This window comes from Streptomyces sp. SudanB25_2051, assembly GCF_964272635.1.
In the GTDB taxonomy this organism is placed as follows: domain Bacteria; phylum Actinomycetota; class Actinomycetes; order Streptomycetales; family Streptomycetaceae; genus Streptomyces.
Window position 1 is genome coordinate 5,281,616 of sequence record NZ_OZ186787.1, and the last position, 23,906, is coordinate 5,305,521.

The 23,906-nt window shown below is 74.5% G+C and carries 19 protein-coding genes; 17 read left to right on the forward strand and 2 right to left on the reverse strand.

What is annotated here, in order from left to right:
* Positions 1-138 precede the first annotated feature (138 nt).
* The 6 genes from ACSUPT_RS23350 (at position 139) to ACSUPT_RS23375 (ending at position 10,050) form a co-directional block, all read left to right on the forward strand.
* Positions 139-1,917, forward strand: a complete 1,779-nt coding sequence (locus ACSUPT_RS23350) for an ABC transporter transmembrane domain-containing protein (RefSeq protein ID WP_436945436.1) — start codon at positions 139-141, stop codon at positions 1,915-1,917.
* Positions 1,914-3,686: an ABC transporter ATP-binding protein gene (locus ACSUPT_RS23355; RefSeq protein ID WP_436945437.1), complete on the forward strand. Its 1,773-nt coding sequence runs from the start codon at positions 1,914-1,916 to the stop codon at positions 3,684-3,686. Before ACSUPT_RS23350 ends, ACSUPT_RS23355 begins: the two co-directional genes overlap by 4 nt.
* Before the next feature lie 215 nt (positions 3,687-3,901).
* The gene (ctaD, locus tag ACSUPT_RS23360) at positions 3,902-5,611 is read left to right on the forward strand and encodes an aa3-type cytochrome oxidase subunit I (protein WP_436945438.1); all 1,710 of its coding nucleotides are present in this window, start codon (positions 3,902-3,904) and stop codon (positions 5,609-5,611) included.
* A complete protein-coding gene (locus ACSUPT_RS23365) occupies positions 5,608-6,159 on the forward strand; it encodes a hypothetical protein (protein ID WP_436945439.1) in 552 nt (183 codons plus the stop codon). The genes ctaD and ACSUPT_RS23365 overlap by 4 nt, the downstream gene beginning before the upstream one ends.
* A 234-nt stretch (positions 6,160-6,393) precedes the next feature.
* Positions 6,394-7,269, forward strand: coding sequence for a class I SAM-dependent methyltransferase (locus ACSUPT_RS23370; RefSeq protein ID WP_351968031.1), 876 nt, complete (start codon positions 6,394-6,396; stop codon positions 7,267-7,269).
* A 138-nt stretch (positions 7,270-7,407) separates the two neighbouring features.
* Positions 7,408-10,050 (forward strand): LuxR C-terminal-related transcriptional regulator, encoded by a 2,643-nt coding sequence (locus ACSUPT_RS23375; RefSeq protein ID WP_436945440.1) that lies wholly within the window; start codon positions 7,408-7,410, stop codon positions 10,048-10,050.
* Between the two features lie 57 nt (positions 10,051-10,107).
* On the opposite strand, the gene ACSUPT_RS23380 is transcribed toward ACSUPT_RS23375, so the two are convergent.
* Together ACSUPT_RS23380 and ACSUPT_RS23385 are read right to left on the reverse strand one after the other, a co-directional pair.
* Positions 10,108-10,416, reverse strand: a complete 309-nt coding sequence (locus ACSUPT_RS23380; protein ID WP_351968491.1) for a phosphopantetheine-binding protein — start codon at positions 10,414-10,416, stop codon at positions 10,108-10,110.
* 31 nt (positions 10,417-10,447) lie between these two features.
* A complete protein-coding gene (locus tag ACSUPT_RS23385; protein WP_351968492.1) occupies positions 10,448-11,479 on the reverse strand; it encodes a ketoacyl-ACP synthase III family protein in 1,032 nt (343 codons plus the stop codon).
* Between the two features lie 620 nt (positions 11,480-12,099).
* Between ACSUPT_RS23385 and ACSUPT_RS23390 the strand changes: the two genes are divergently transcribed.
* The 11 genes from ACSUPT_RS23390 to rfbA all read left to right on the forward strand — a co-directional run bounded on the left by ACSUPT_RS23390 (position 12,100) and on the right by rfbA (position 23,872).
* Positions 12,100-12,669, forward strand: a complete 570-nt coding sequence (locus ACSUPT_RS23390) for a flavin reductase family protein (protein WP_361665242.1) — start codon at positions 12,100-12,102, stop codon at positions 12,667-12,669.
* 58 nt (positions 12,670-12,727) lie between these two features.
* A complete protein-coding gene (locus ACSUPT_RS23395) occupies positions 12,728-14,353 on the forward strand; it encodes an NAD(P)/FAD-dependent oxidoreductase (RefSeq protein WP_361665239.1) in 1,626 nt (541 codons plus the stop codon).
* 641 nt (positions 14,354-14,994) lie between these two features.
* Positions 14,995-15,705 (forward strand): response regulator transcription factor, encoded by a 711-nt coding sequence (locus ACSUPT_RS23400; RefSeq protein WP_351968445.1) that lies wholly within the window; start codon positions 14,995-14,997, stop codon positions 15,703-15,705.
* A 643-nt stretch (positions 15,706-16,348) separates the two neighbouring features.
* Entirely contained in the window at positions 16,349-16,678 is a 330-nt protein-coding gene (locus ACSUPT_RS23405) for a TcmI family type II polyketide cyclase (protein ID WP_351968446.1), read from the forward strand.
* Positions 16,675-17,955, forward strand: coding sequence for a beta-ketoacyl-[acyl-carrier-protein] synthase family protein (locus tag ACSUPT_RS23410; RefSeq protein ID WP_436945441.1), 1,281 nt, complete (start codon positions 16,675-16,677; stop codon positions 17,953-17,955). Before ACSUPT_RS23405 ends, ACSUPT_RS23410 begins: the two co-directional genes overlap by 4 nt.
* The gene (locus tag ACSUPT_RS23415; RefSeq protein ID WP_436945442.1) at positions 17,952-19,184 is read left to right on the forward strand and encodes a ketosynthase chain-length factor; all 1,233 of its coding nucleotides are present in this window, start codon (positions 17,952-17,954) and stop codon (positions 19,182-19,184) included. Before ACSUPT_RS23410 ends, ACSUPT_RS23415 begins: the two co-directional genes overlap by 4 nt.
* 116 nt (positions 19,185-19,300) lie before the next feature.
* A complete protein-coding gene (locus ACSUPT_RS23420; RefSeq protein ID WP_351968449.1) occupies positions 19,301-19,561 on the forward strand; it encodes an acyl carrier protein in 261 nt (86 codons plus the stop codon).
* Between the two features lie 90 nt (positions 19,562-19,651).
* Positions 19,652-20,437 (forward strand): 3-oxoacyl-ACP reductase FabG, encoded by a 786-nt coding sequence (gene fabG, locus ACSUPT_RS23425; RefSeq protein ID WP_351968450.1) that lies wholly within the window; start codon positions 19,652-19,654, stop codon positions 20,435-20,437.
* Positions 20,438-20,481: 44 nt separating this feature from the next.
* On the forward strand, positions 20,482-21,432 hold the full coding sequence (locus ACSUPT_RS23430) for an aromatase/cyclase (protein WP_351968451.1): 951 nt from the start codon (positions 20,482-20,484) through the stop codon (positions 21,430-21,432).
* Positions 21,433-21,497: 65 nt separating this feature from the next.
* A complete protein-coding gene (locus ACSUPT_RS23435) occupies positions 21,498-22,991 on the forward strand; it encodes an FAD-dependent monooxygenase (RefSeq protein ID WP_436946257.1) in 1,494 nt (497 codons plus the stop codon).
* On the forward strand, positions 22,988-23,872 hold the full coding sequence (rfbA, locus tag ACSUPT_RS23440; protein WP_351968453.1) for a glucose-1-phosphate thymidylyltransferase RfbA: 885 nt from the start codon (positions 22,988-22,990) through the stop codon (positions 23,870-23,872). The genes ACSUPT_RS23435 and rfbA overlap by 4 nt, the downstream gene beginning before the upstream one ends.
* Positions 23,873-23,906 lie beyond the last annotated feature (34 nt).

Here is a 23,906-nt window from a genome sequence, read left to right on the forward strand (position 1 = left end):
CGTACAGCGGCCGTACTGCCTCCCGTACGCTGCCAGTTCCGCCCCATGCACGCCCGACACCCCCGCCGCCAGGCTGTCTCCGATGTCGAGGGAAGGACCGGACATGTCGACAAAGCACCCGGTGCGAGGACGGCCCGCATGATCCGCCGACGGCCCGCCCGCGAGCGCCGGGTCCCCTACGGCGACCCCGGCACGCCCGACCTCCGCGGCCCCGCCCGCTATCTGTGGTGGCTGGTGGTGATGCAGCGCGGCCGGATCCTCCTCGGCTCCCTGTGGGGCTCCCTGTGGATGTGCGCCCTGATGCTGCCGCCGTACCTCATGTCGCGGGCCGTCGACGACGGCCTGCGGCGGCGCGACACGGACGCGCTGCTGTTCTGGGTCGCGGCCGTCCTGCTCACCGGCGCGGCCATCGCCGTCCTCGGCATCCTGCGGCACCGCACCATGACCCTCGTCCGCACCGACGCGGCGTACCGGACGGCGCAGGTCGTCGTCCGGCACGTCACCCGGCTCGGCGCCACCCTGCCGCGCAAGGTGTCCGCCGGGGAGCTCGGCCACCTCCAGGCCGGCGACCTCGGGCGGATCGCCGTGACGCTCACCATCACCGGTCCCGGCGTCGGCGCGGTCATCGCCTACGCGGCCGCCGCCGTCCTGCTGTTCACCATCTCCGGCGTGCTCGCCGCGGTGGTGCTGCTGGGCGTGCCGCTGCTCGCCGTCACGGTCGGCCCCCTCCTCGGCAGACTGCACGGCGCCGAGAGCGCCTACCGGGACCGGCAGGGCGCACTCACCGCCCTCGCGGGCGACATCGTCTCGGGCCTCGCCGTGCTGAGCGGCATCGGCGGCAAGGCGGCCTTCGGCGCGCGGTACCGGGAACGCTCGCGGGCCCTCCTCGCGGACGGCTACCGGGTCGCCTCCTTCACCAGCTGGGTCCAGGCCATCGGTGCCGGCCTGCCGGTGGTCTTCCTCGCCGCGGTCACCTGGATCAGTGCCCGCATGGCCGCCGCCGGCACGATCACGGTCGGCGAGATGGTCGCCGTGTACGGCTATGTCGCCGCGCTCATGGCGCCCGTGGCGTTCTTCGTCGAAGGCGCCGACGACCTGCCCCGCGGCCTCGTCGCCGCCCGGCGGGTCGTGCGCATCCTGGCGCTGAGGCCCGACGTCGAGGACGGCGCGGACCCGGCGGCGGCCCCGCGTGGTCCCGCCCCCCTGCACGACCCGCGCTCCGGACTGACGCTGGAGCCCGGCCGGATGGCCGCCCTCGTCTCCGCCCGCCTCGACGAGGCGCGCGCCGTCGTCGACCGGCTGGCCCGCCACACCGACTCCGACGCGACCTGGGGCGGCACCCCGCTCTCCCGCGTCGGACTGGACGAGATGCGGCGCCGCGTCGTCGTCGCCGACCACGACGCCCACCTCTTCGCCGGCTCCCTGCGCTCGGCCGTCTCCGTCCGCGACGACCACACGGACGACGAGCTGGCCGGGGCCCTGCGCGCCGCCGTGGCCGAGGACATCGTGGAGGCCCTGCCCGACGGCCTCGGCAGCCGGCTGGAAGGCCAGGGCCGCAACGTCTCCGGCGGGCAGCGCCAGCGCCTGCGCCTGGCGCGGGCCCTCCTCGCCGACCCGGAAGTGCTGATCCTGGTCGAACCGACGTCGGCGCTCGACGCGCACACCGAGGCCACCGCGGCCCAGCGCGTGCTGGAGGCCCGGCAGGGCCGCACCACCCTGGTCGTCAGCACCTCACCCCTCGTCCTCGACCGGGCCGCCCGGGTGTCCTACCTGGTGGACGGCGAGGTCGCCGCGACCGGCACCCACGGCGAACTGCTCGCCGCCCACCCCGGCTACCGCGCCCTCGTCCTGCGGGGCAGCGACGAGGCCGAGCCGGCTCCGCGCCAGGCGGCCCTGACGGAAGGAACCAGCCGATGAGCCGCCCGGAGCAGCCCTGGCGGCTTCCGGTCGCGGACCGCGCGACCGTGCGCCGGGCGAGCGTGGAACTGGTCAGGGCCGACTGGCGGTCCATGGCCGTCGTCGTCCTGCTCGCCGCGCTCGCCGCCGCGGCCGGCCTCGCCGGGCCGTGGCTGCTCGGCCGGATCGTCACCCGCGTCGAGAGCGGCGACGCGGGCGTGTCCGCCGTCGACCGGCTCGCCCTGGGCGTGCTCGTCTGCGCCCTCGCCCAGCTGGTGCTGACCCGCTTCGCCCGCCACCACTCCCACCGCTTCGGCGAGCGCGCCCTCGCGAGGCTCCGCGAGGAGGTCGTCGACCGGGCGCTCGCCCTGCCCGCGCGCGTGGTCGAACAGGCCGGCACGGGCGACCTGACGACCCGCTCCTCCCTGGACGTCGGCACCGTCGCCACGACGCTGCGCAGCGCCGTCCCGGACGTGTTCGTCGCCGGCACGCAGCTGCTGTTCCTCTTCGCCGCCGTCTTCCTGCTGCACCCCCTGCTCGGCCTGGGGGCCCTGGTCGGCATGCCGTTCGTCGTCCTCGTCACCCGCTGGTACCTCGCCCGGGCCAGGGACGCCTACCTCGCCGAGGGCGAAGCCGCGTCGGAGGTGGCCGAGATCGTCGCCGCCACCGCCGAAGGCGCCCGCACGGTGGAGGTGTTCGGCCTGGGCCGGCGCCGGGTCCGCGACGCCGACGCCGCGATCGGCCGCGCCTACGACGCCGCGCGCCGCACCCTGTTCCTGCGGACCGTGCTGTTCCCCGTCACGGAGTTCGCCCACTCCCTGCCCGTCGCCGTGACCCTGCTCGTCGGCGGGTACGCCTACCTCGACGGCTCCGTCGGCCTGGGCGTGGTCGTGGCAGGCTGCCTGTACCTGTGGCAGCTGGTCGAACCGCTCGACCGGGTGCTGATGTGGACGGAGCAGCTCCAGCGCGGTGGCGCCGCCTTCGCCCGGGTCAAGGGCGTCGGCCTGGTCGCCGGCGAGCCGAGGACCGATGTGCTCGAGCCCTCCGGCGACCGCATCGAGGTGCGCGGAGTGCGCTACGCGTACGTGGAGGGCCACGACGTGCTCAAGGACGTGGACCTCACCGTCCGCCCCGGCGAGCGCCTCGCCCTGGTCGGCCCGTCCGGCGCGGGCAAGACCACCCTCGGCAGGCTGCTGTCCGGCGCGGACACCCCGCGCACCGGCAGCGTCGAGGTGGGCGGTGTGCCGGTCGCCGACCTCGCCGCCGCCGGCCGGCTCGGCAACCGCGTCGTCCTGGTCACCCAGGAGCACCACGTCTTCCTCGGCACCCTCCGGGACAACCTGGCCATGGCCGCCCCCGGCGCCGGCGACCGGCGGCTGCTCGACGCGCTCGCCGCGGTCGGCGCCGACTGGGTCCGCGACCTGCCCGACGGCCTCGACACACGGGTCGGCTCCGGCGGCACGCAGCTGGACCCCGCGCAGGCCCAGCAGCTGTCACTGGCCCGGGTGGAGCTGGCCGACCCGCACACCCTGATCCTCGACGAGGCCACGTCGCTGCTGGACCCGGCCACCGCACGGCACGCGGAGCGGGCGATGGCGGCCGTACGCGCCGACCGCACGGTGATCGCCATCGCCCACCGCCTCCAGACCGCCCACGACGCCGACCGCGTCGCCGTGGTCGACGACGGCCGGATCGTCGAAATCGGCTCGCACGACGAACTGCTCGCCGCCGGCGGACCGTACGCGGCGCTGTGGCGCTCCTGGCACGGCCGGGGCGCGGCGGCGGACTGAAGGCCCGGCGCCGCCCGGCCGGCGGCCGGACGGCCCCGCGGGAGCCGGGACGTTGGGCCCCGCGGCGGGCGGGCCGCCGGGTCTGGTCGGCCCTGTCGGGGCCGCGTGTGCCCCGGCGAGCATGGGGCGCGGCCGGAAGGACGCCGTTCCCTCACCCCCGTACGCGGAAGCCTTCCGGCCGATCCACGCATCGCGGAAGGAAGGTCGGCCGTCCGGTGGACGAGGCACGCAGCATTCAGGTGAAGTCCGGGGAGCCGCCGCTCCCCGGCCCGGCCGCGGACGGGGACGCCGCGCGGCCCTCATGGACCGACTGGCTCACCACGACCGACCACAAGCGGATCGGCACGCTGTATCTCTGCTCCGCGCTGTTCTTCTTCGTGGTCGGCGGCGTCATGGCCCTGGTCATGCGGGCCGAACTGGCCCGTCCCGGCACGCAGATCATGTCGAACGAGCAGTTCAACCAGGCGTTCACGATGCACGGCTCGATCATGCTGCTGATCTTCGCCATGCCGCTGTTCACCGGCTTCGCCAACTGGATCATGCCGCTGCAGATCGGCGCGCCCGACGTGGCGTTCCCCCGGCTGAACATGCTCTCCTTCTGGCTCTACCTCTTCGGCTCGCTGATCGCCGCCGGCGGCTTCCTCACCCCCGGCGGCGCCGCCGACTTCGGCTGGTTCCTCTACGCGCCGCTGTCCGACGCCGTCCACTCGCCCGGCCTCGGCGCCGACCTGTGGATCATGGGCGTCGCGCTCTCCGGCTTCGGGTCCATCCTCGGCGCGGTCAACTTCATCACCACGGTCATCTGCATGCGCGCCCCCGGTATGACGATGTTCCGCATGCCGATCTTCACCTGGAACGTGCTGCTCACGTCCCTGCTGGTGCTGATGGTCTTCCCGGTCCTCGCCGCCGCGCTGTTCGCCCTCGAATGCGACCGGAAGTTCGGCTCCCACATCTTCGACCCGGCCAACGGAGGGGCGCTGCTGTGGCAGCACCTGTTCTGGTTCTTCGGCCACCCCGAGGTGTACATCCTGGCCCTGCCGTTCTTCGGCATCATCTCCGAGGTCGTCCCCGTCTTCAGCCGCAAGCCGATGTTCGGCTACATCGGCCTGGTCGCGGCGACCATCGCCATCGCCGGCCTGTCCGTGACCGTGTGGGCCCACCACATGTACGTCACCGGCGGTGTGCTCCTGCCGTTCTTCTCCTTCATGACCTTCCTCATCGCCGTGCCGACCGGTGTGAAGTTCTTCAACTGGATCGGCACCATGTGGAAGGGCTCGCTGTCCTTCGAGACCCCGATGCTGTGGGTGACCGGCTTCCTGGTCACCTTCGTCTTCGGCGGCCTCACCGGCGTCATCCTCGCCTCGCCGCCGATGGACTTCCACGTCTCCGACTCGTACTTCGTCGTGGCGCACTTCCACTACACGCTGTTCGGCACCGTCGTGTACGCGATGTTCGCCGGATTCCACTTCTGGTGGCCCAAGTTCACCGGCAGGATGCTCGACGAACGGCTCGGCAAGATCACCTTCTGGACCCTCACGGCCGGCTTCCACGCCACGTTCCTCGTGCAGCACTGGCTGGGCGCCGAGGGCATGCCGCGCCGCTACGCCGACTACCTCGCCGCGGACGGCTTCACCGCCCTCAACACCGTCTCCACCATCGGCTCCTTCCTCCTCGGCCTGTCCTTCCTGCCGTTCTTCCACAACGTCTGGAAGACCAGCCGGTACGGCGAGAAGGTCACCTCCGACGACCCCTGGGGCTACGGGCGCTCCCTGGAATGGGCCACGGCCTGCCCGCCGCCGCGCCACAACTTCCTCACCCTGCCGAAGATCCGCTCCGAGTCCCCGGCGTTCGACCTGCACCACCCCCGGATCGCCGGGCTCGACCGGCTCCGCGACAGGCCGCACGAGGCGGTGGACGCCCGGTGAGCGGCACCGTCCTCGCCCTGGGCGCCGGGGCCGTCACCGCCTCCGGCTGCGTCTGGTACGTCCCCGCCCTGGCCGACCTGCGCGCCGGCGCCGACCGCCCCGGCTCCCGGCGGCTCGCCGCGGCCTCCTGCGTCACCGGCTGGGCCACCGCGGCCGCCACCGCACCGCTGCTCCTGCTGGGCGTGCCCGTCCTGGCGCTGCTCGCCGCGGCGGCGGCCGGCGCGGGCGCCGCCGTCGCCCTGCGCGTACGGGCCGCCGCACGCCGCCGCCGGGAGGAACGGGACGACGCCGCCTGCTGGGCCGCCCTCGGCGCCGCCCCCGCCCGCCCCGAGCCCCGCCACCCCCGGTACGCCTTCGCCGGCGCGGTGGCGGCGGGCCTGGGCCTGGCCCTCGTGGCGGCGCTGCTCCTGGCGCGGGGCCGCGCCCACGGCGTGAGCGCCCCGCTCGCCGTCGCGGCCCCCGTGGCCGTCGCCGCCTGCGCCCTCCTGGCCGCCGCCCTGCGCGCCGCGCCCACCACGGGCCGAGGCGGCGCAGCCGTACGGCGCTGAGAGCGCCGGCGCCGGAGCTCCGCGCGCCCACCGCGGGCCGAGGCGACGGCGCCGGACCTCCGCGCCGGGCGCCACGGCGCGCCCCGGCGTGCGAGGCCGTTCCCCATAACGCGGCGCACTGGGGGACAGAACAGGTGGCTATTGGACGCTTGTCCGAAGGCCGTGTTGACATGGGCGCGTGCCGCGCGGCGGGTGCTGCCGCCGGTTTCACGGTCGAGCTGAGGGGGACTTCGTATGGCCGATGTCGAGAAGACCGAGGAGATGCACAAGCTCTTCGACAAGACCGCCAAGGTGTACGACCAGAGCGGTGTGGAGTTCTTCGGGCCCATCGGCCGACGGCTCGTCGAGTTCTCCGGTGTGTCGGCGGGTCAGTCCGTGCTCGACGTCGGCTGCGGCCGCGGCGCCGCGCTGTTCCCGGCCGCCGACGCGGTCGGCGCGGACGGCGAGGTCATCGGCATCGACATCTCCGAGGAGATGGTCAAGTACGCCCGCGAGGACGCCGGCCGGCGCGGCCTGGGCCAGGTGGCCCTCGCCGTGATGAACGGCCAGGCCCCCGACTTCCCGGCCGCCCGGTTCGACGCCGTCATCGGCAGCTGCTCCCTCTTCATCTGGACCAACGGCCCGGACGATGTCCGCCCGTACCGCGAACTGCTCCGCCCCGGCGGCCGGTTCGCCACCGCCGCGCCTTCCTTCTTCTCCACGCTGCGCGGCAAGTGGGCCCTCTTCCCCGAGGCCGTCAACGACCTCCTGATGCCGTACATGCTGACCTCGCTGAAGCAGAACGGCGCGTACGACTCCCAGTTCGCCAACGCGGGCAGCAACTGGCTCGCCACGCCCGAGGCGATCGAGAAGACCCTCACCGAGGCCGGCCTCACCGACGTGGAGGTCCGGGAGGAGGAGCTCCCCGTCGTCGTGGAGTCGGGGCGGCAGTGGGTCGACTTCACCTACACGACCGGCATGCGCGGCATGTGGGAGCGGATCGAGGAGGCCGAGCGCGCCGAACTCGTCCAGGAGGTGTCCCGCCGGCTGGACGGGCTGCGCGACGACAGCGGCAGCATCACCACGCCGGTGCCCATCGTCTACATCCGCGCGAACGCGCCGCGCGACTGATCGCGCGGGGCCGGCCGGCCGCCTCCGCCGCGTGGCCGCGGCACGGGTGCCGACCACGGCCGGCCGCCGTCTCTCGTCGGGTCGTCGCCCGGCCCGCCGCGCGGCCGGGTGCTAGGGGGAGTGGGAGTGGCGTTGGAAATGGGTGCCGACTGGCCCGTCAGGGAGGTCGAACTCCGCGAGATCGAACGGTTCCTCGCCCTGGGGGTGAGCGTCCTCGCCGTCGGCGGGCCCGGCGTCGGCAAGAGCACGCTGCTGGGCGCCGCGCTCGACCGGGCCGCGCGGGCCGGCACGTACATCGTCCGCCCCGATGCCCTCACCGACCCGCGGCGCCTCGTCCGGGGCACGCGGCGGCGAGTCGTCGTCGCGGCCGACGACCTCGCCGCCGCGGACCCCGGGGCGCTCGCCACCGCCTGCCGGCTGGTGAGCGAGGGTCAGGCGCTCCTGCTGGCCTCCGCCTCGCCCGCCGACCCGCTCCCCGAGGCGCTCCGGCGGCTGCTGATCGGCGGGCTCGTCCGCCGCGTCACCGTCGAGCCGTTCGGCCGCTCCGAGACCGCCGCCGTCCTGCGGGCCCTGCTCGGCGGTCCCGTCGACACGGCCACCGCCGAACGGTTCTGGCAGCTCAGCCGGGGCAACGCCCTCGTGCTGCGGGAACTGGCCGACCACGCCGTCGCCGCCGGCGCCCTCACCCCCGTACGCGGGAACTGGCACTGGCCCGGCCTCACCGGCGCCCCGGACAGCCGACTCACCGACCTGGCCGGGCTGCTCCTGGGCGAACTCGACCCGGCGGAGCGCGAACTGGTGGGCCTCCTCGCGCTGGCCGGGAGCCTCGACGCGGGGCTGCCGCTCGTCGCCGACGCGCGGGACGCCGCCGAGGCGCTGGACCGGCGGGGCGTCATCGTGACGGAACGCCACGGCTTCCAGCTGACGCTGCGCCTGGCCCACCCGCTGTGCGAGGCGGTCGTCCCGTGGCTGCTGCCCGAGCTGACCGCCCGCCGCATGCGCGCCCAGCTCGCCGACGCGCTGGAGGCCGCCGGGGGCCGGCGGCCCGGCGAGCTGCTGAGGGCCGCGACGCTGCGGCTGGCCACCGGTACGGCGCCCCGGCGGGACCACCTGGAGCCCGCCGCCGCCGAGGCGCTGGCCCACCACGACTTCGCCCTGGCCGAACGGCTGTGCCGGGCGGCCCTCACGGAGGGCCGGGCCCCGACCCCGTCCCTCGCCCTGCTCCTGGGCCGCGCGCTGGCCGGGCAGGGCCGCCACGCCGAGGCCGAGGACCACTTCCGGGACGCGGCGGGCGCGCAGTCCGGTCCGGAGGCCCGTACGGCGCTGCTCGGCGCGCGCGCCGTCAACCTGGCGCTCGGGCTGCACCGGCCCGCCGACGCCGCCGCCCTGGTGGACGCGGCCGTGCGGGACACCGCCGCCCGCCGCGGCGCGGACCCGGCCGACGGGCACGCCGCCGGTGCGGACCCGGATTCCGCCACCGGTGCGGACCCGGTCCGTGGCGGCGGCGCTGATCCGGTGCCCGCGGGGTACCGGGACGTCCACGCCCTCACCCGCCTGTTCACCGACCGCCTCCACGAGACGGCGGCGTACGCGTCCGAGCCCGCCCCGCCGGCCGGCCTTCCCGCACTCGCCCTGGCCCGCCACGAACAGGGCGACAGCGACGGCGCCCTGGCGCTCCTCGGGGGCGGCCCCGCCCCCTCCGGCGAGGACCGGGACCCCGCGGCGCACCTCGACCGGCTCGCCGTCCTCGGCTGGATCACCCTCAAGTCGCGCGGCGAGGCCGAAGCCCTGGCGGTGCTGGACGCGCTGCGCGAGGCGGCCCGGAACGGCTCGCCCCGCCACGAGGCCCACCTCAGCCTCCTGGAGGCCCGCGTCCACCGGAGCGCCGGCCGCACCGCGAAGGCCGTGGAGCTGCTGCGGCACGCCGCCGCCCGCGAGGCGCCGGGCGACTGGGTGGCGCCCCGCGCGTCGCGGCTCGCCGAACTCGCCGGCGCGCTCGCCGAACTGGGCGAGACGGCCGAGGCCCTGTGCCTGCTGGACGACGCGAAGGCCGCCCGGGAGGCCGAGTACGCCTACCCGCTGGTCGCGGACTCGGTCGCCCTGGAGCGCGCGGTCGTCGCCGTACGCCTCGGGGACCGGCCCGCGGCGGTCCGCCGGGCGCTCGGGGTCGCGGAGCGCGCCGCGGCCGCGGGCCGCCGCGCCCAGGCGCTGACCGCGCTGCACCTGGCGGCCCGCGCGGGGGACCCGGCGCGTGCCGCCGCCCTGCTCGACGGCGGGCCGGGCGGTGTGCCGGTGCGGGGCCCCGTCCCGGAGGCGCGGGCCCGCCATGTACGGGCCCTCGCGGACGACGACGGCGACGCCCTGGACGAGGTCTCGACCCGCTTCGCGGCGCTCGGGCTGCTGCCCCTCGCGGCGGAGGCCGCCACCCAGGCGGCGCTCGCCCACCAGAGCGCCCGCGACCGGCGCAAGGTCCGCGCCTCGCGGGCCGCCGGGGCGCGGCTGGGCGCCCACTGCGACACCCGTCCGGCCTCGGGCGCCGCGGCCCCGGAACGCGGGCGGGGGAGGCGTGCGGCGGCCCATCTCACCAGCAGGGAGCGGGAGGTCGTGGCCCTGGCCGCCGCGCATCTGACCAATCAGGAGATCGCCGACCGGCTGGTGCTGTCGGTGCGCACCGTGGAGAACCACCTCTACCGCGCGTACGGCAAGCTCGGCGTCACCGCCCGCTCCGAACTCGCCCGCCGGCTGGGGGCCGTACCCCTCCACGACCGGCGCATCGCCTGAGCGGCGCCGCGCGCCCCGCGTACCCCGGTCAGGGTACGCGGGGCGCGCGGCGCGCCGTCAGGCGGGTGTGTCCGGTGCCGCCGCCGCGCGGGTGAGCCGCTCGCTCCACGCCGCGAGCGTCGGCTCCTCCGCGAGCTCGGCGAACGTCACGGTCAGACCGGCGCGGCGCCACCGGGTGACGAGCCGCATCACCTGGAGCGAGCCGAGCCCCAGACCGATCAGATTGGCGTCGTCCCCGATCGCCTCCGGCGCCACGCCCATGAGCTGGGCCAGCACCGCCCGCAGCTCCTCGGCCGTGGCCGGCACGCCGGAGGCCGCCGGGGAAGCGGGCGTCGAGGGGGCGGTCTTGTCGCCGCTGCTGTTCATGTCCGCGTTCGTCCTTCCTGGTCCGGGTCGTTCAGTCCGCGGGCTGCGAGACGATCTCGACGATCGCGCAGCCCGCCTCGAAGCCGGGGCTCCCGGTGAACAGGAGGACCTTGTCGCCGGGGCCGACCTGCCGGGTGCTCCACAGGTGCTCCAAGCCGATGAAGACGTCGGCGGCGCTGATGTGGCCGACGCGCCTGGTGTGCTCCCAGATGCCGTGCTCCAGGGTGAAGCCGATCGGGTCGAGGAACTGGTCCCGCAGTGCCTCCAGGGTGGCGCTCGGGTGGCAGACGCGGGTGATCTCGTCGGCGGTGACGCCCGCGTCCTTCAACGCCTCGTCCAGCGCGGTCTGCAGCACCTCGCCGGGGTGCGCCATGGGCGGCGTGTTGCCCTTGGCCCACTCCTCCATCCAGAACCTGACGCGGGCCTCGTAGTCCAGCTCCCGGCCCACGGTCACGGCCGGCGGGAAGATCGGCTCGCCGCCCCGGTGCAGGGCCTCCATCGCCGGCGCGGAGTACGTGCCGATGGAGAGGACCCGGGCGATGCCGCCCTCGCGGGAGACCACGGCGGCGGCCGCCCCGTCGCCGAAGACGGACAGCCGGGAGGTCGTCCAGCGGTCCACCAGCGGCGCCGAGTAGTTGTCGGCGGCGGTCAGCAGAACCGCCGGCTTCGCCGGGTCGCAGGCCAGCCGGTGGGCGGCGATCGCCAGCGAGGAGAGCATCCCCTGGCAGCCCTGCTTGACCTCCATCGCGGTGATGGGCGTGCCCAGCGTGTTGGCGAGGATGTAGTGCGGCGGGGACCAGCCGTCGGGGCCCTGGTGGTACGCGGAGCTGTGCATCAGCGCCCCGAAGTCCTCCGGCGCGTGGCCCGAGCGCTCCACGGCGACGTTCGCCGCCCGTACGGCCATGTCGGGGGCGGACAGGTCGCCGGCGACCGCGACGGACTCGAGCCCGGACGCCTCCCGTACGGCCGCGTCGTACCAGCCGGCCCGTACCGCCTCCTCGGTGGTCACCAGCTCGGGCACATAGGTGCCGAGGCTGGCGAGAAAGACGCCCTCTATCTTCATCGTCGATTCCCTCCGACGCACTGCTGGGAGACCGGTGCGACGCGCTCGCCGCACCGCCGTCGTCAGCCGATCACGCGGGCGCGGGGCGCCGCCTGAGTAGCCGGTACTCAATTTGCGCCACGGCCGGTGGGCGGGCGGCCGGTTTGACGTGGCGCTGACGGTGGCGTGAACAAAGCTGACCAAGCTCTGAGCCGCGCCGGGTTGAAAGCCGCACCCGGCGCGGAACAAGCTTTAGGCCAACGACGCGCCCCCGCCGGCCGGCCCGGAAGGGGGGACGGCGTCGGCCGCGCGGCGGTCCCCTGCCCGCCCGCGGCGCACCGGCCGGCCCCCGCACGGCCCCGGCGATCCGCGCCGGCGCACCCGGACCGGAACGGCGGCCGGCCGTACGGAGCGGCGGCCGGAGCGGCGGCCGCGCCGCCGTACCGGATCCGTCACGAGCCGCGCCCGGCCCGCCGGGCCGGCCACCGCGTCGCCCCGCACCGTCCGTCCTCGCCCGCACCGTCCTCGCCGGCGCACCGCCGGACCGTCCCGTCGCGCGGGGCCCGCGCCCCGCGACCGCCACCCGGCGCGCCCGTACGCCGGGAACCTCACGCCCGAACCGCCGCGAGAGAGGCAGGCGCATGTCCCCGTCCCCAGAGGTGCCCATGGCCCCGTCCCCGCAGGACCGCCGCGAGCCGCCGCCCGGCGCCCGCGCGGTCGACGCGAAGCTGCTGCGCCGGGTGTGCGGGCACTTCGTCACGGGCGTGACGGTGATCACCAGCGGCCTGGGGGAGGCGGCGACCGGCACCACCGTCAACTCCTTCACCTCCGTCTCCCTCGACCCGCCGCTCGTGCTGTTCTGCCTGCACCGCGCGTCCCGGCTCCGCGCGGTGGTCGAGGAGTCCGGGGCGTACGCCGTGAACCTGCTGGCCGCGCGGCAGGAACCCCTCGCCCGCGCGTTCGCCGACCGCGCCACGGCCTCCCTGCACGGCACCCCGCACCGGATCGCCCGGCCGGGCGTGCCCGTCCTCGGGGCCGCGCTCGGCTTCCTGACCTGCCGCCTGGTGGAGTCCCTGGAGGTCGGCGACCACGTGGTCTGCCTCGGCGAGGTGGTCGAGCTGGGGCTGGCCGACCGCGATGCCGAGCCCCTGGTCTTCTTCCGCGGCGAGCTGGGCCCCCTGCGGGCCGGCACGGCCGGCGCCGCCCCCTGACACCCGGCCCGGCGCGAGCCGGACCAGCCCCTTGTCGTCCACCACCGAAAGGCTCGACGTGAACTCGATCAGTACGAAGTCGCAGGACGGTGCTCCCGGGGAGCGCTACGACGTGGCCGTGCTCGGCGCGGGCATGGCCGGCGGGATGCTCGGCGCGGTGCTCGCCCGCAACGGGGTCAAGGTCCTGATCATCGACGCGGGCGTCCACCCCCGCTTCGCGGTCGGCGAGTCGACCATCCCGTACACCTCCACCCTCACGAAGATCATCGCGGAGCGGTACGACGTCCCCGAGATCGCCCCGCTCGCCAGCTTCCGCGGCATCCAGGAGCGGATCTCGCCGATGAGCGGGCGGAAGCAGAACTTCGGCTTCGTGTACCACCGCGAGGGCCGCCCGCAGGACCCGACGGAGGTCAACCAGCTGGTCATCCCCGAGTGGCAGCGCACCGAGAGCCATCTGTTCCGCCAGGACATCGACGCGTACCTGTTCAACCTGGCCGTGAAGTACGGCGCCCACGCCCGCCTCGCCACCCGGGTCAAGGACATCGAGACGGGTCCCGACGGCGTCCTGCTGCGCTCGGAGCGGGGCGAGGAGTTCCGCGCCGAGTACCTGGTGGACGGCAGCGGCTTCCGCTCGCCCGTCGCCGACGCGTTCGGGCTGCGGGAGGAGCCCACCCGCGCCCGGCACCACTCCCGCACCCTGTTCACCCACATGGTCAACGTCACGCCGTTCGACGACACCGAGGCGGCCGCCGCGCACAAGCAGCCCAACCCGTGGCACCACGGCACCCTGCACCACGTCTTCGACGGCGGCTGGCTGTGGGTGATCCCGTTCGACAACCACGACGGCGCGATGAGCACCCTGTGCAGCGTCGGACTGACGCTGGACGAGCGGGTCTTCCCGAAGACCGACCAGTCGCCGCAGGAGGAGTTCGACGCGTTCCTCCGCCGGTTCCCGCAGATCGCCGAGCAGTTCACCGACGCCCGCGCGGTACGCCCCTGGGTGGGCACCGGCCGCCTCCAGTACTCCGCGACCCGCACCGTCGGCGAGCGCTACTGCCTCACCTCGCACGCGGCGGGATTCATCGACGCCCTGTACTCGCGCGGCCTGACCAACACGCTGGAGCTGGTCAACTCGCTGGCGTGGCGGCTCATCGAGGCGTCCCGCGACGGCGACTGGTCCACCGAGCGGTTCGCCTACCTCGACGCGCTCCAGCAGGGCCTGTTCGACGTGCACGACGACCTGGTCTACAGCTCGTTCGTCGGCTTCCGCGACTACGACTTGTGGAACGCCGTGTCCCGGGTGTGGAAGGCGACCAGCATCCTGCCCACCATGACGCTGGAACGGGCCTACCGGACCTTCCTGGAGTCCCGCGACGACGCGGTGCTGCGGGCGCTGGAGGAGCGGGAGACGCCGGGCCTGCCCGACCCGGTCGGGCCCGACGTCAGCGGACTGCTCACCTACACCCGCGAGCTGTGTGAGCAGGTGGAGTCCGGGGCCCTGCCGCCCGGCGAGGCGGCGCTCAGCGTGTTCGCCCGCATCCGGAAGACCGAGGCGCTGCCCGCCCCGTTCGAACTGGGCGACCCCGGCAACCGGTGCTTCGAGGCGACGCCCGACCTGATGCGGCAGACCGCCGAGTGGGCCGGCACCGACGCCCCCGAGCACATCAGGCGGCTGTTCTCGTAGCGCCCCGGCACCCGGACCGGGGCCGGTCCCTCCCTCCCCGCCGTGCGCGCCGCCCTCCACCGGGCGGCGCGCACGGCGCCTTTCGGCGTCCTTCACCGGGGCGGCGCGCACGGTGCCGCACGGGCACGGGGCGGTGGCCGGACACAGGCCCGGCGGTAAACGGAACCGCACGGGCTATTCGGAGTATTCAATTCCATGAATCCGGCCCGTCATCACACCCGAGCGGAGTGGATATCGCGCGTTGCCGTGTCGAGGTGGTTTTGAGCCACATTCCACGACGACCGAAAGTCCGGCGACCCGGTGGCGGCACGCCAATGCGGGCGGTTTGCGTGAGAGGGTGAGCCGGGGGCGTCCGGCTGGAGATCATTTTCTCCCTTGCGGCTCAACTATGAAGGTTTGTTATGCTGTTGACTTAATGATGCGGGGGAAGTTTACGTGTCGCATGCGGCTGGCCGTTTCCCGTGAGGGGACCGTCTCTCCGCGGGCCGGCCTGCAATTTTCCGTCCCAGTGCGTAACACCCTCCGGGTCCTTTTTGCTGTCGGACTGTCAAAAGGGGGAGACAGTGAGCCGTACGGACCTGATGCGCAGCCATCGGCCGGTGCCGGCCGTCACGGGGAGGCCGGAAGAGAAAGAGGAGGAGGTGAGGGCCCCGCTCCGGCCGGCGGTCGCGCAGTCGTCCACCGTCTGGCGGGTGCTCGTGGTCGAGAACGACGGCGACCACGCCGAGACCCTGGTGAAGGGGCTGCGGCGGCACGGCCACGACGTGCGGCGCGTGGAGACCGGAATGGCCGCCCTGTACGAGTACGACACGGTCGACATCGTCCTGCTCGACCTGGAACTGCCCGACCTCGACGGCCTCGAGGTGTGCCGGCGGGTCCGCTCGGCCGGGACCACCCCGGTCATCGCCGTCACCGCCCGGGGCACCGAACTGGACCGGGTCCTCGGCCTCCAGGCCGGTGCCGACGACTACCTGGTCAAGCCCTACGGCTTCCGGGAGCTGCTGGCCCGCATGGACGCCGTCATGCGGCGCGTCCAGGCGCACGCCGCCGCCCCGCCCGTCATCTCGCACGGCGCGCTGCGCATCGACGCCGCCGCACGCCAGGTCAGCGTCCACGGCCGCCGCGTCGAGGTGACCCGCAAGGAGTTCGACCTCCTCTACCTGCTCGCGTCGCAGCCCGACACGGTCATCCCGCGCAAGCGCATCATGCGCGAGGTGTGGGGCGACGTGTGGTCCCGCCGGACCATCGACACCCATGTCAGCAGCCTGCGCAACAAGCTGGGCGGCAGTGACTGGATACTGACCGTCCGCGGCATCGGCTTCCAGCTGGGCGGTTGCGCGACATCGTCCTGAACCGCCTCCCCCCGGCACCCGGCTCCGGCCGGGCAGGGGGGTCGCCAGGCGCTTGACGCGAGTGCCGTGAAGGCGTTCTCCGGCCATCCCGGAACCGTCCGGGAACCGACCTGTACAACCCGGCACTTCCGACTCTCTCCACCTCCCCCGTGACCACCCGAGAGAAGCGTGCAGCGCCCTCGGCGCCGGCCCCGCGAGACCCCGTCTCGCGGGGCCGGCGTCTTTTATCAGCCGGACATCGGATTCCGTTTCCCGCGCGTTTGACGAATCTCTGACTTGGATATGACCGGCCACCCACTCAGGCACACGGGCGGCCATGAATATGACGCAACCTGACCTCGTCCTGAAACAGATGTTCTTGTACGGCGGCGCCCGAGCGGTGAACCTTGTTTCCACGGGTTCCGGTGTTCCGGTGCGCTGTTTCCGGCCGGTTCGTCAGGCCCCCTGACCGGCCCGGACACACCCGTCCCGCACCCGAGCCGACGGCTCCCCGCGCCCGGCGCACCGCGCGCCCGCGCACGAAGCCGCCCCCGTCCGCCGCCCCGCACCAAGGCCGCCCGTGGCCGGCGACCACCGCCCCCGCCACCCGCCGCCGGGCGCGCACGGCGCCGGGCCCACCCGTGAGCCCAGAAGGAGAGAGACCTTGCACAGCACCCTGATCGTGGCGCGGATGCTCCCGGCCGCGAGCGACGACGTCGCCAGGCTGTTCGCCGACTTCGACGCCACGGAGATGCCCCACCGCATGGGCACGCGCCGCCGCCAGCTCTTCCACTACCGAGGGCTGTACTTCCACCTCCAGGACTTCGACTCCGACGACGGCTCCCGGCGCATCGAGGAGGCCAAGACCGACCCGCGCTTCGTGCGGATCAGCGAAGACCTCAAGCCGCACATCGAGGCGTACGACCCGGCCACCTGGCGCTCCCCGGCCGACGCCATGGCCACCCGCTTCTACCACTGGGAGGCGGGAGCGTGAGCGCCCGGCGCGTCGCCATCACCGGCATGGAGGTCCTCGCCCCCGGAGGGATCGGCACCGGGCCGTTCTGGCGGCTCCTCAGCGAGGGCCGCACCGCGACCCGCGCGATCACCTTCTTCGACCCCGCGCCGTTCCGCTCCCGCGTCGCCGCCGAGATGGACTTCGACCCCGAGGCGCACGGACTGACCCCGCAGGAGGCCCGCCGCATGGACCGGGCCGCCCAGTTCGCCGTCGTCGCAGCGCGTGCCGCCGTAGCCGACAGCGGCGTGGACGCGGCCGCGCTCGACCCGCACCGGGTGGGCGTCACCCTCGGCAGCGCCGTCGGCGCGACCATGACCCTCGACCGCGAGTACCGCGTCGTCAGCGACGGCGGCCGGCTCGACCTGGTGGACCACGACTACGCCGTACCGCACCTCTTCGACGCGATGGTGCCCAGCTCCTTCGTCCGCGAGGCCGCCTGGGCCGTCGGCGCCGAGGGACCCGCCGGCATGGTCTCCACCGGCTGCACCTCCGGCATCGACTCCGTCGGATACGCCGCCGAACTCATCCGCGAGGGCAGCGCCGACCTCATGGTCGCCGGCTCCTCCGACGCGCCCATCTCGCCCATCACCATGGCCTGCTTCGACGCCATCAAGGCGACCACCCCGCGCACCGACGACCCGGCGACCGCCTCCCGGCCCTTCGACGCCACCCGCAACGGCTTCGTCCTCGGCGAGGGCTGCGCCGTCTTTGTCCTGGAGGAGCTGGAGCACGCCCGCCGGCGCGGCGCGCACATCTACGCGGAGATCGCCGGCTACGCCACCCGCAGCAACGCCTACCACATGACCGGACTGCGCCCCGACGGCGCCGAGATGGCCGAGGCGATCACCGCCGCACTCGACGAGGCCGCCCTCAACCCGTCCGACATCCACTACGTCAACGCCCACGGCTCCGGCACCAAGCAGAACGACCGCCACGAGACCGCGGCGTTCAAGAAGAGCCTCGGCGACCACGCCTACCGGGTCCCCGTCAGCTCCATCAAGTCGATGGTCGGGCACTCGCTCGGCGCCATCGGCTCCCTGGAGATCGCCGCCAGCGCCCTCGCCATGGAGCACGGCGTCGTCCCGCCCACCGCGAACCTGACCACCCCCGACCCCGAATGCGACCTCGACTACGTGCCGCGCACCGCGCGCGAGCAGACCACGGACGCCGTGCTGACGGTCGGCAGCGGATTCGGCGGCTTCCAGAGCGCCATGGTCCTGGCCCGGCCCGACCGGCGCGGAAAGGCGGCAGCGTGAACACCACAGCCGTCATCACCGGGCTCGGCGTCGCCGCGCCCAACGGCCTCGGCACCCGCGACTACTGGGCCGCCACCCGCGCCGGCAAGAGCGGCATCGGCCGCGTCACCCGCTTCGACCCGGCCCGCTACCCGGCCCGGCTGGCCGGCGAGGTCCCCGGCTTCGTCGCCGAGGACCACCTGCCCGGCCGGCTGCTGCCGCAGACCGACCGGATGACCCGGATGGCGCTCGCCGCGGCCGACTGGGCGCTCGCGGACGCCGGCATCGACCCGCGCGCACTGCCCCCGTACGACATGGGGGTGATCACCGCCAGCGCGTCCGGCGGCTTCGAGTTCGGCCAGGGAGAGCTGCGCAACCTGTGGGCGCGCGGCAGCCAGTACGTCAGCGCCTACCAGTCGTTCGCCTGGTTCTACGCCGTCAACAGCGGCCAGATCTCCATCCGCAACGGGCTGAAGGGCCCCAGCGGTGTCGTCGTCGCCGACCAGGCCGGCGGCCTCGACGCCGTCGCGCAGGCCCGCCGGCAGATCCGCAAGGGCACGCCGGTGATCGTCACCGGCGGTGTCGACGCCTCGATCTGCCCGTGGGGCTGGGTCGCCCAGCTGACCAGCGGACGGCTCACCACCCGCGACGAGCCGACCCGCGCCTATCTGCCCTTCGACGAGGACGCGAGCGGCCATGTGCCCGGCGAGGGCGGTGCCATCCTCGTCGTCGAGGACGCGCGGAGCGCCCGCGCCAGGGGCGCCCGGATCCACGGCGAGATCGCCGGATACGGAGCCACCTTCGACCCCCGCCCGGGCAGCGGCCGCCCGCCGGGCCTGCGGCGCGCGGTCGAACTGGCCCTCGCCGACGCCGGGGCCGCACCCTCCGACGTCGACGTGGTCTTCGCCGACGCCGCCGGGGTGCCCGCACTCGACGCGGCGGAGGCGGACGCCATCGGCGCCGTCTTCGGACCGCGCGGCGTCCCGGTCACCGCGCCCAAGACGATGACCGGCCGCCTCCACTCCGGCGGGGCGCCGCTCGACCTGGCCGCCGCCGCGCTGTCCATCGGCTCCGGCCTGATCCCGCCCACCGTCCACGTCCGTCCGGCGTCCCGCCACGCGCTCGACCTGGTGATCGCCCAGCCGCGGCCCGCCCGGGTGGACACCGCGCTCGTCATCGCCCGCGGCCACGGCGGCTTCAACTCCGCCATGGTCCTGCGCCGCGCCGCCGACCGGCCGGCCTCCGACTGACCGCCGGCCGGCCGGCGTCCCACCGCAAGACCCACCGGCCGCCGGCCGGCCGGCGCCCCACCGCAAGTCCCCACCCGCCCGAAGCCGGCCACCCCCGGCTGACCGAAGGGAACGACGTGTCCACGACCGAATTCACCCTCGCCGACCTCAAGCGCATCCTGCTGGAGAGCGCGGGCGCGGACGAGGAGACCGACCTCGACGGCGACATCCTCGACACCACCTTCACCGACCTCGGCTACGAGTCGCTGGCCCTGCTGGAGACCGGCAGCCGCATCGAGCGCGAGTACGGCATCACCCTCGAGGACTCCGTGCTCACCGACGCCGCCACCCCCCGGGAGCTGATCGACGCCGTCAACGGGCGGCTCGTCGCCGCCTGACCGGCCCCGTCCCGGCCCGGCCGGCCGCGCACCGGCGCCCGGCACCCCGCACGCCGTCCACCTCGTACGTACGAAGGAAAGAGCCAGAGCATGTCTCAGCAGCACCGGAGAGTCGCCCTGATCACCGGCGCCACCAGCGGGATCGGGCTCGCCGTCGCCCGGACCCTCGCCGCCGCCGGACACCGCGTCTTCATCGGCGCGCGCACCGCCGAGAACGTCCTCAGCACCGTCAAGCAGCTGCGCGAGGAGGGGTACGAGGCCGACGGCACCGCCCTCGACGTGCGCCGGGACGCCGACGTCAAGGCGTTCGTCCAGGCCGCCGTCGACCGCTTCGGCACCGTCGACGTCCTCGTCAACAACGCCGGGCGCAGCGGCGGCGGCGTCACCGCCGACATCGCCGACGAGCTGTGGCACGACGTCATCGACACCAACCTCAACAGCGTCTTCCGGATGACCCGCGAGGTCCTCACCACCGGCGGCATGCGGGACAAGGACCGCGGCCGGATCATCAACATCGCCTCCACGGCCGGCAAGCAGGGCGTGGTGCTCGGCGCCCCCTACTCGGCGTCCAAGCACGGCGTCGTCGGCTTCACCAAGGCCCTCGGCAACGAGCTGGCCCCGACCGGCATCACCGTCAACGCGGTGTGCCCCGGATACGTCGAGACGCCGATGGCGCAGCGCGTCCGCCAGGGCTACGCCGCCGCCTACGACACGACCGAGGACGCCATCCTCGAGAAGTTCCAGGCCAAGATCCCGCTGGGCCGCTACTCGACGCCCGAGGAGGTCGCCGGCCTCGTCGGCTACCTCGCCTCCGACACCGCCGCGTCCATCACCTCCCAGGCGCTCAACGTCTGCGGCGGCCTGGGCAACTACTGAGCCGCCGCACCGACCACCGCCCGGGACGAGAGGGAACCACAGCCATGACAGCGAACGGGACGCGTGAGACCGCGCACGACATCACCGTCGACGCACCCGCCGGGGACGTCTACCGGCTGATCGCCGAGGTGGAGAACTGGCCGCGGATCTTCCCGCCCACCATCTTCGTCGACCATCTGGAACGCGACGGCGACCAGGAGCGCATCCGCATCTGGGCCACCGCCAACGGGGAGGTGAAGACCTGGTCGTCGCGGCGCACCCTGGACCCCGCCGCGCTGCGCGTCGACTTCCGGCAGGAGGTCTCCGCGCCGCCCGTCGCGGCGATGGGCGGCGCCTGGGTCATCGAGCCGCTCACCGCGGCCAGCTGCCGCGTCACCCTGCTGCACGACTACCGCGCGGTGGACGACGACCCGGAGGGGCTCGCCTGGATCGACGAGGCCGTCGACCGCAACTCGCGGTCCGAACTGGCCGCGCTCAAGGCCAATCTGGAGCGGGTGGCGGCCGAGGACGACCTGATGTTCTCCTTCGAGGACACCGTGCTCGTCGACGGCTCCGCCGAGGACCTCTACGACTTCGTCAACGAGGCCGGCCGCTGGCCCGAGCGGCTCCCGCACGTGGCGTCCGTGGAACTGACCGAGGACACGCCGGGCGTGCAGAGCCTGCGCATGGAGACCCGCGCCAAGGACGGCTCGACCCACACCACCCACTCCTACCGGGTCTGCCATCCGCACCACCGGATCGTCTACAAGCAGACCACCCTGCCCGCCCTGATGACCCTCCACACCGGCCGCTGGACGTTCCGGGAGACCGAGGACGGCAAGGTCGCCGCCTCCTCCCAGCACACGGTCGTCCTCAACACGGACAACATCGCGAAGGTCCTGGGCGAGCGGGCGACCGTCGCCGACGCCCGCGACTACGTGCGCGGCGCGCTCAGCGCCAACAGCCTCGCCACCCTCGGCCACGCCCGGGACCACGCCGAGAGGCGCCGGGCGTGACCGAGCGGACCCCCCGCCCGCACACCGCGCGGGTCCTCGTCGTGGGCGGGGGCCCCGTCGGACTGATGCTCGCCGCCGAACTGCGGCTGGGCGGCGCCGACGTCCTCGTCGTGGAACGGCTGGACACCCCCACCACCGAGTCGCGCGCCTCCACCCTGCACGCCAGGACCATGGAGATCCTCGACGCGCGGGGCCTGCTCGGCACGCTGGGCACCCCGCCCCGCGAACCGCGCGGCCACTTCGGCGGCCTCCCGCTCTCCCTGGACCTGCCCGGGCCCTACGGCGGCCAGTGGAAGGTGCCGCAGACCCGCACCGAGGAGCTGCTCGGGCAGTGGGCGCGGTCGCTCGGCGCCCGTGTGCTGCGCGGCCGCGAACTGCGCGCCCTCGACGTGCGGGAGGACGGGGTGGAGGCCGAGATCGCCGGCCCCGACGGGACGCGGCGGGTCCGCGCCGCCTACGCGGTCGCCTGCGACGGCGAGGACAGCACCGTACGCCGCCTGACCGGCGTGCCGTTCCCCGGCCACGACGCCCGCCGCGAACTGCTGCGCGCCGACGTCGCCGGCGTCGAGATCCCCGACCGGCGCTTCGAGCGGCTGCCGCACGGCCTGGCCATCGCCGCCCGGCGCCCGGACGGGGTCACCCGCGTGATGGTCCACGAGTTCGGCGCCGCCCCGCGCCCGCGCACCGGCGAACCGCCGTACGAGGAGATCGTCCGCGCCTGGCGGCGCGTCACCGGCGAGGACATCGGCGGCGGCACGCCCCTGTGGCGCAACGCGTTCGGCGACGCCTGCCGCCAGCTCACCTCCTACCGCCACGGCCGGCTGCTGTTCGCCGGGGACGCCGCGCACCGGCAGCCCCCGATCGGCGGCCAGGCGCTCAACCTCGGCCTCCAGGACGCCGTCAACCTCGGCTGGAAGCTCGCGGCGACCGTCCGGGGCTGGGCGCCCCCCGGCCTCCTGGACACCTACCACTCCGAACGCCACCCGGTCGGCCGGCGGGTGCTGGACAACATCGAGACCCAGGCCGGACTGCTGTTCGGCGGCGCCGAGTCCGAGCCGCCGCGCGCCCTGCTCGGCGAACTGCTGCGGATGGAACCGGTGCGCGCCCACCTGGCCGGGATCATCTCCGGCCTGGACATCCGCTACGACGTCGCGGCCCCGGACGGGCCGCGGCCCGGCGCGCCGCCGTCCCCCGGCCCGCATCCGCTGCTCGGCGCCCGGCTGCCGTACGCGGAGCTGACGGCGGGCGGCGGGCCGGCGACGACCTTCTCGCTGCTGCGTGACGGGCGGGGCGTCCTGCTGCGCCTGGCCGCCGGACCGGGGGAGACGGCGCCGGCCGCCGCGCCGTGGGCCGGGCGGGTGCGCGAGGTGGCGGCGGCGCTCCGCGCACCCTGCCCGGACCTCCCGGACGACACCGGCACCCTCCTCGTCCGCCCGGACGGCCATGTCGTGCTGGCCCTGCGGCGGGGCGAACCGGACCGGGGCGCCACACGGGCCGCTCTGCGGCGCTGGTTCGGCGAGCCGGACGGCCCTCGGACCCTCACAGAGGTGGAAGCGTGAAAGGAATCATCCTCGCCGGCGGCCACGGCACGCGGCTGCACCCGATCACCCTGGGCGTCTCCAAACAGCTCCTGCCCGTCTACGACAAGCCGATGATCTACTACCCGCTGTCCGTGCTGATGCTGGCCGGGGTGCGGGAGATCCAGATCATCTCCGCGCCCGGCGACGTGCCCGGCTTCCAGCGGCTGCTGGGCGACGGCTCGACGCTCGGGCTCACCCTGACGTACGCCGAGCAGGACAAGCCGCGCGGCCTGGCCGACGCGTTCATCCTGGGCGCGGAGCACATCGGGGACGACCAGGTCGCCCTCATCCTGGGCGACAACCTGTTCCACGGCCCCGGGTTCGGCGACATCCTGCGCAGCAGCGCCACGGACGTCGACGGCTGCGTCCTGTTCGGCTACCCGGTCGCGGACCCCGAGCGGTACGGCGTGGCCGAGATCGACGAGGACGGCCGGCTGACCCGGCTGGAGGAGAAGCCCGCGCGGCCCCGCTCCAACCTGGCGATCACGGGCCTGTACTTCTACGACAACGACGTCGTCCGCCTCGCCCGCTCGCTGCGCCCGTCGGAGCGCGGCGAACTGGAGATCACCGACCTCAACCGGATCTACCTGGAGCGGGGCAAGGCCGCCCTGGTGCAGCTGGGGCGCGGCTTCGTCTGGCTGGACACGGGCACCCACGACGCGCTCACCGACGCGGGGCAGTACGTGCAGATGCTCTCGCACCGGCAGGGGGTGCGGATCGGCTGCGTGGAGGAGATCGCCTGGCGCATGGGCTACATCGACCGCGACGCCTGCCACCGGCTCGGCATGGCCCTCGCCCACTCCCCGTACGGCCGCTACCTCATGGACATCACCACCGACCGGCGCGGCGACGCGGCCTGAGCCCGCCCGCGCCCTCGCGTACCGGCCGCCCGCG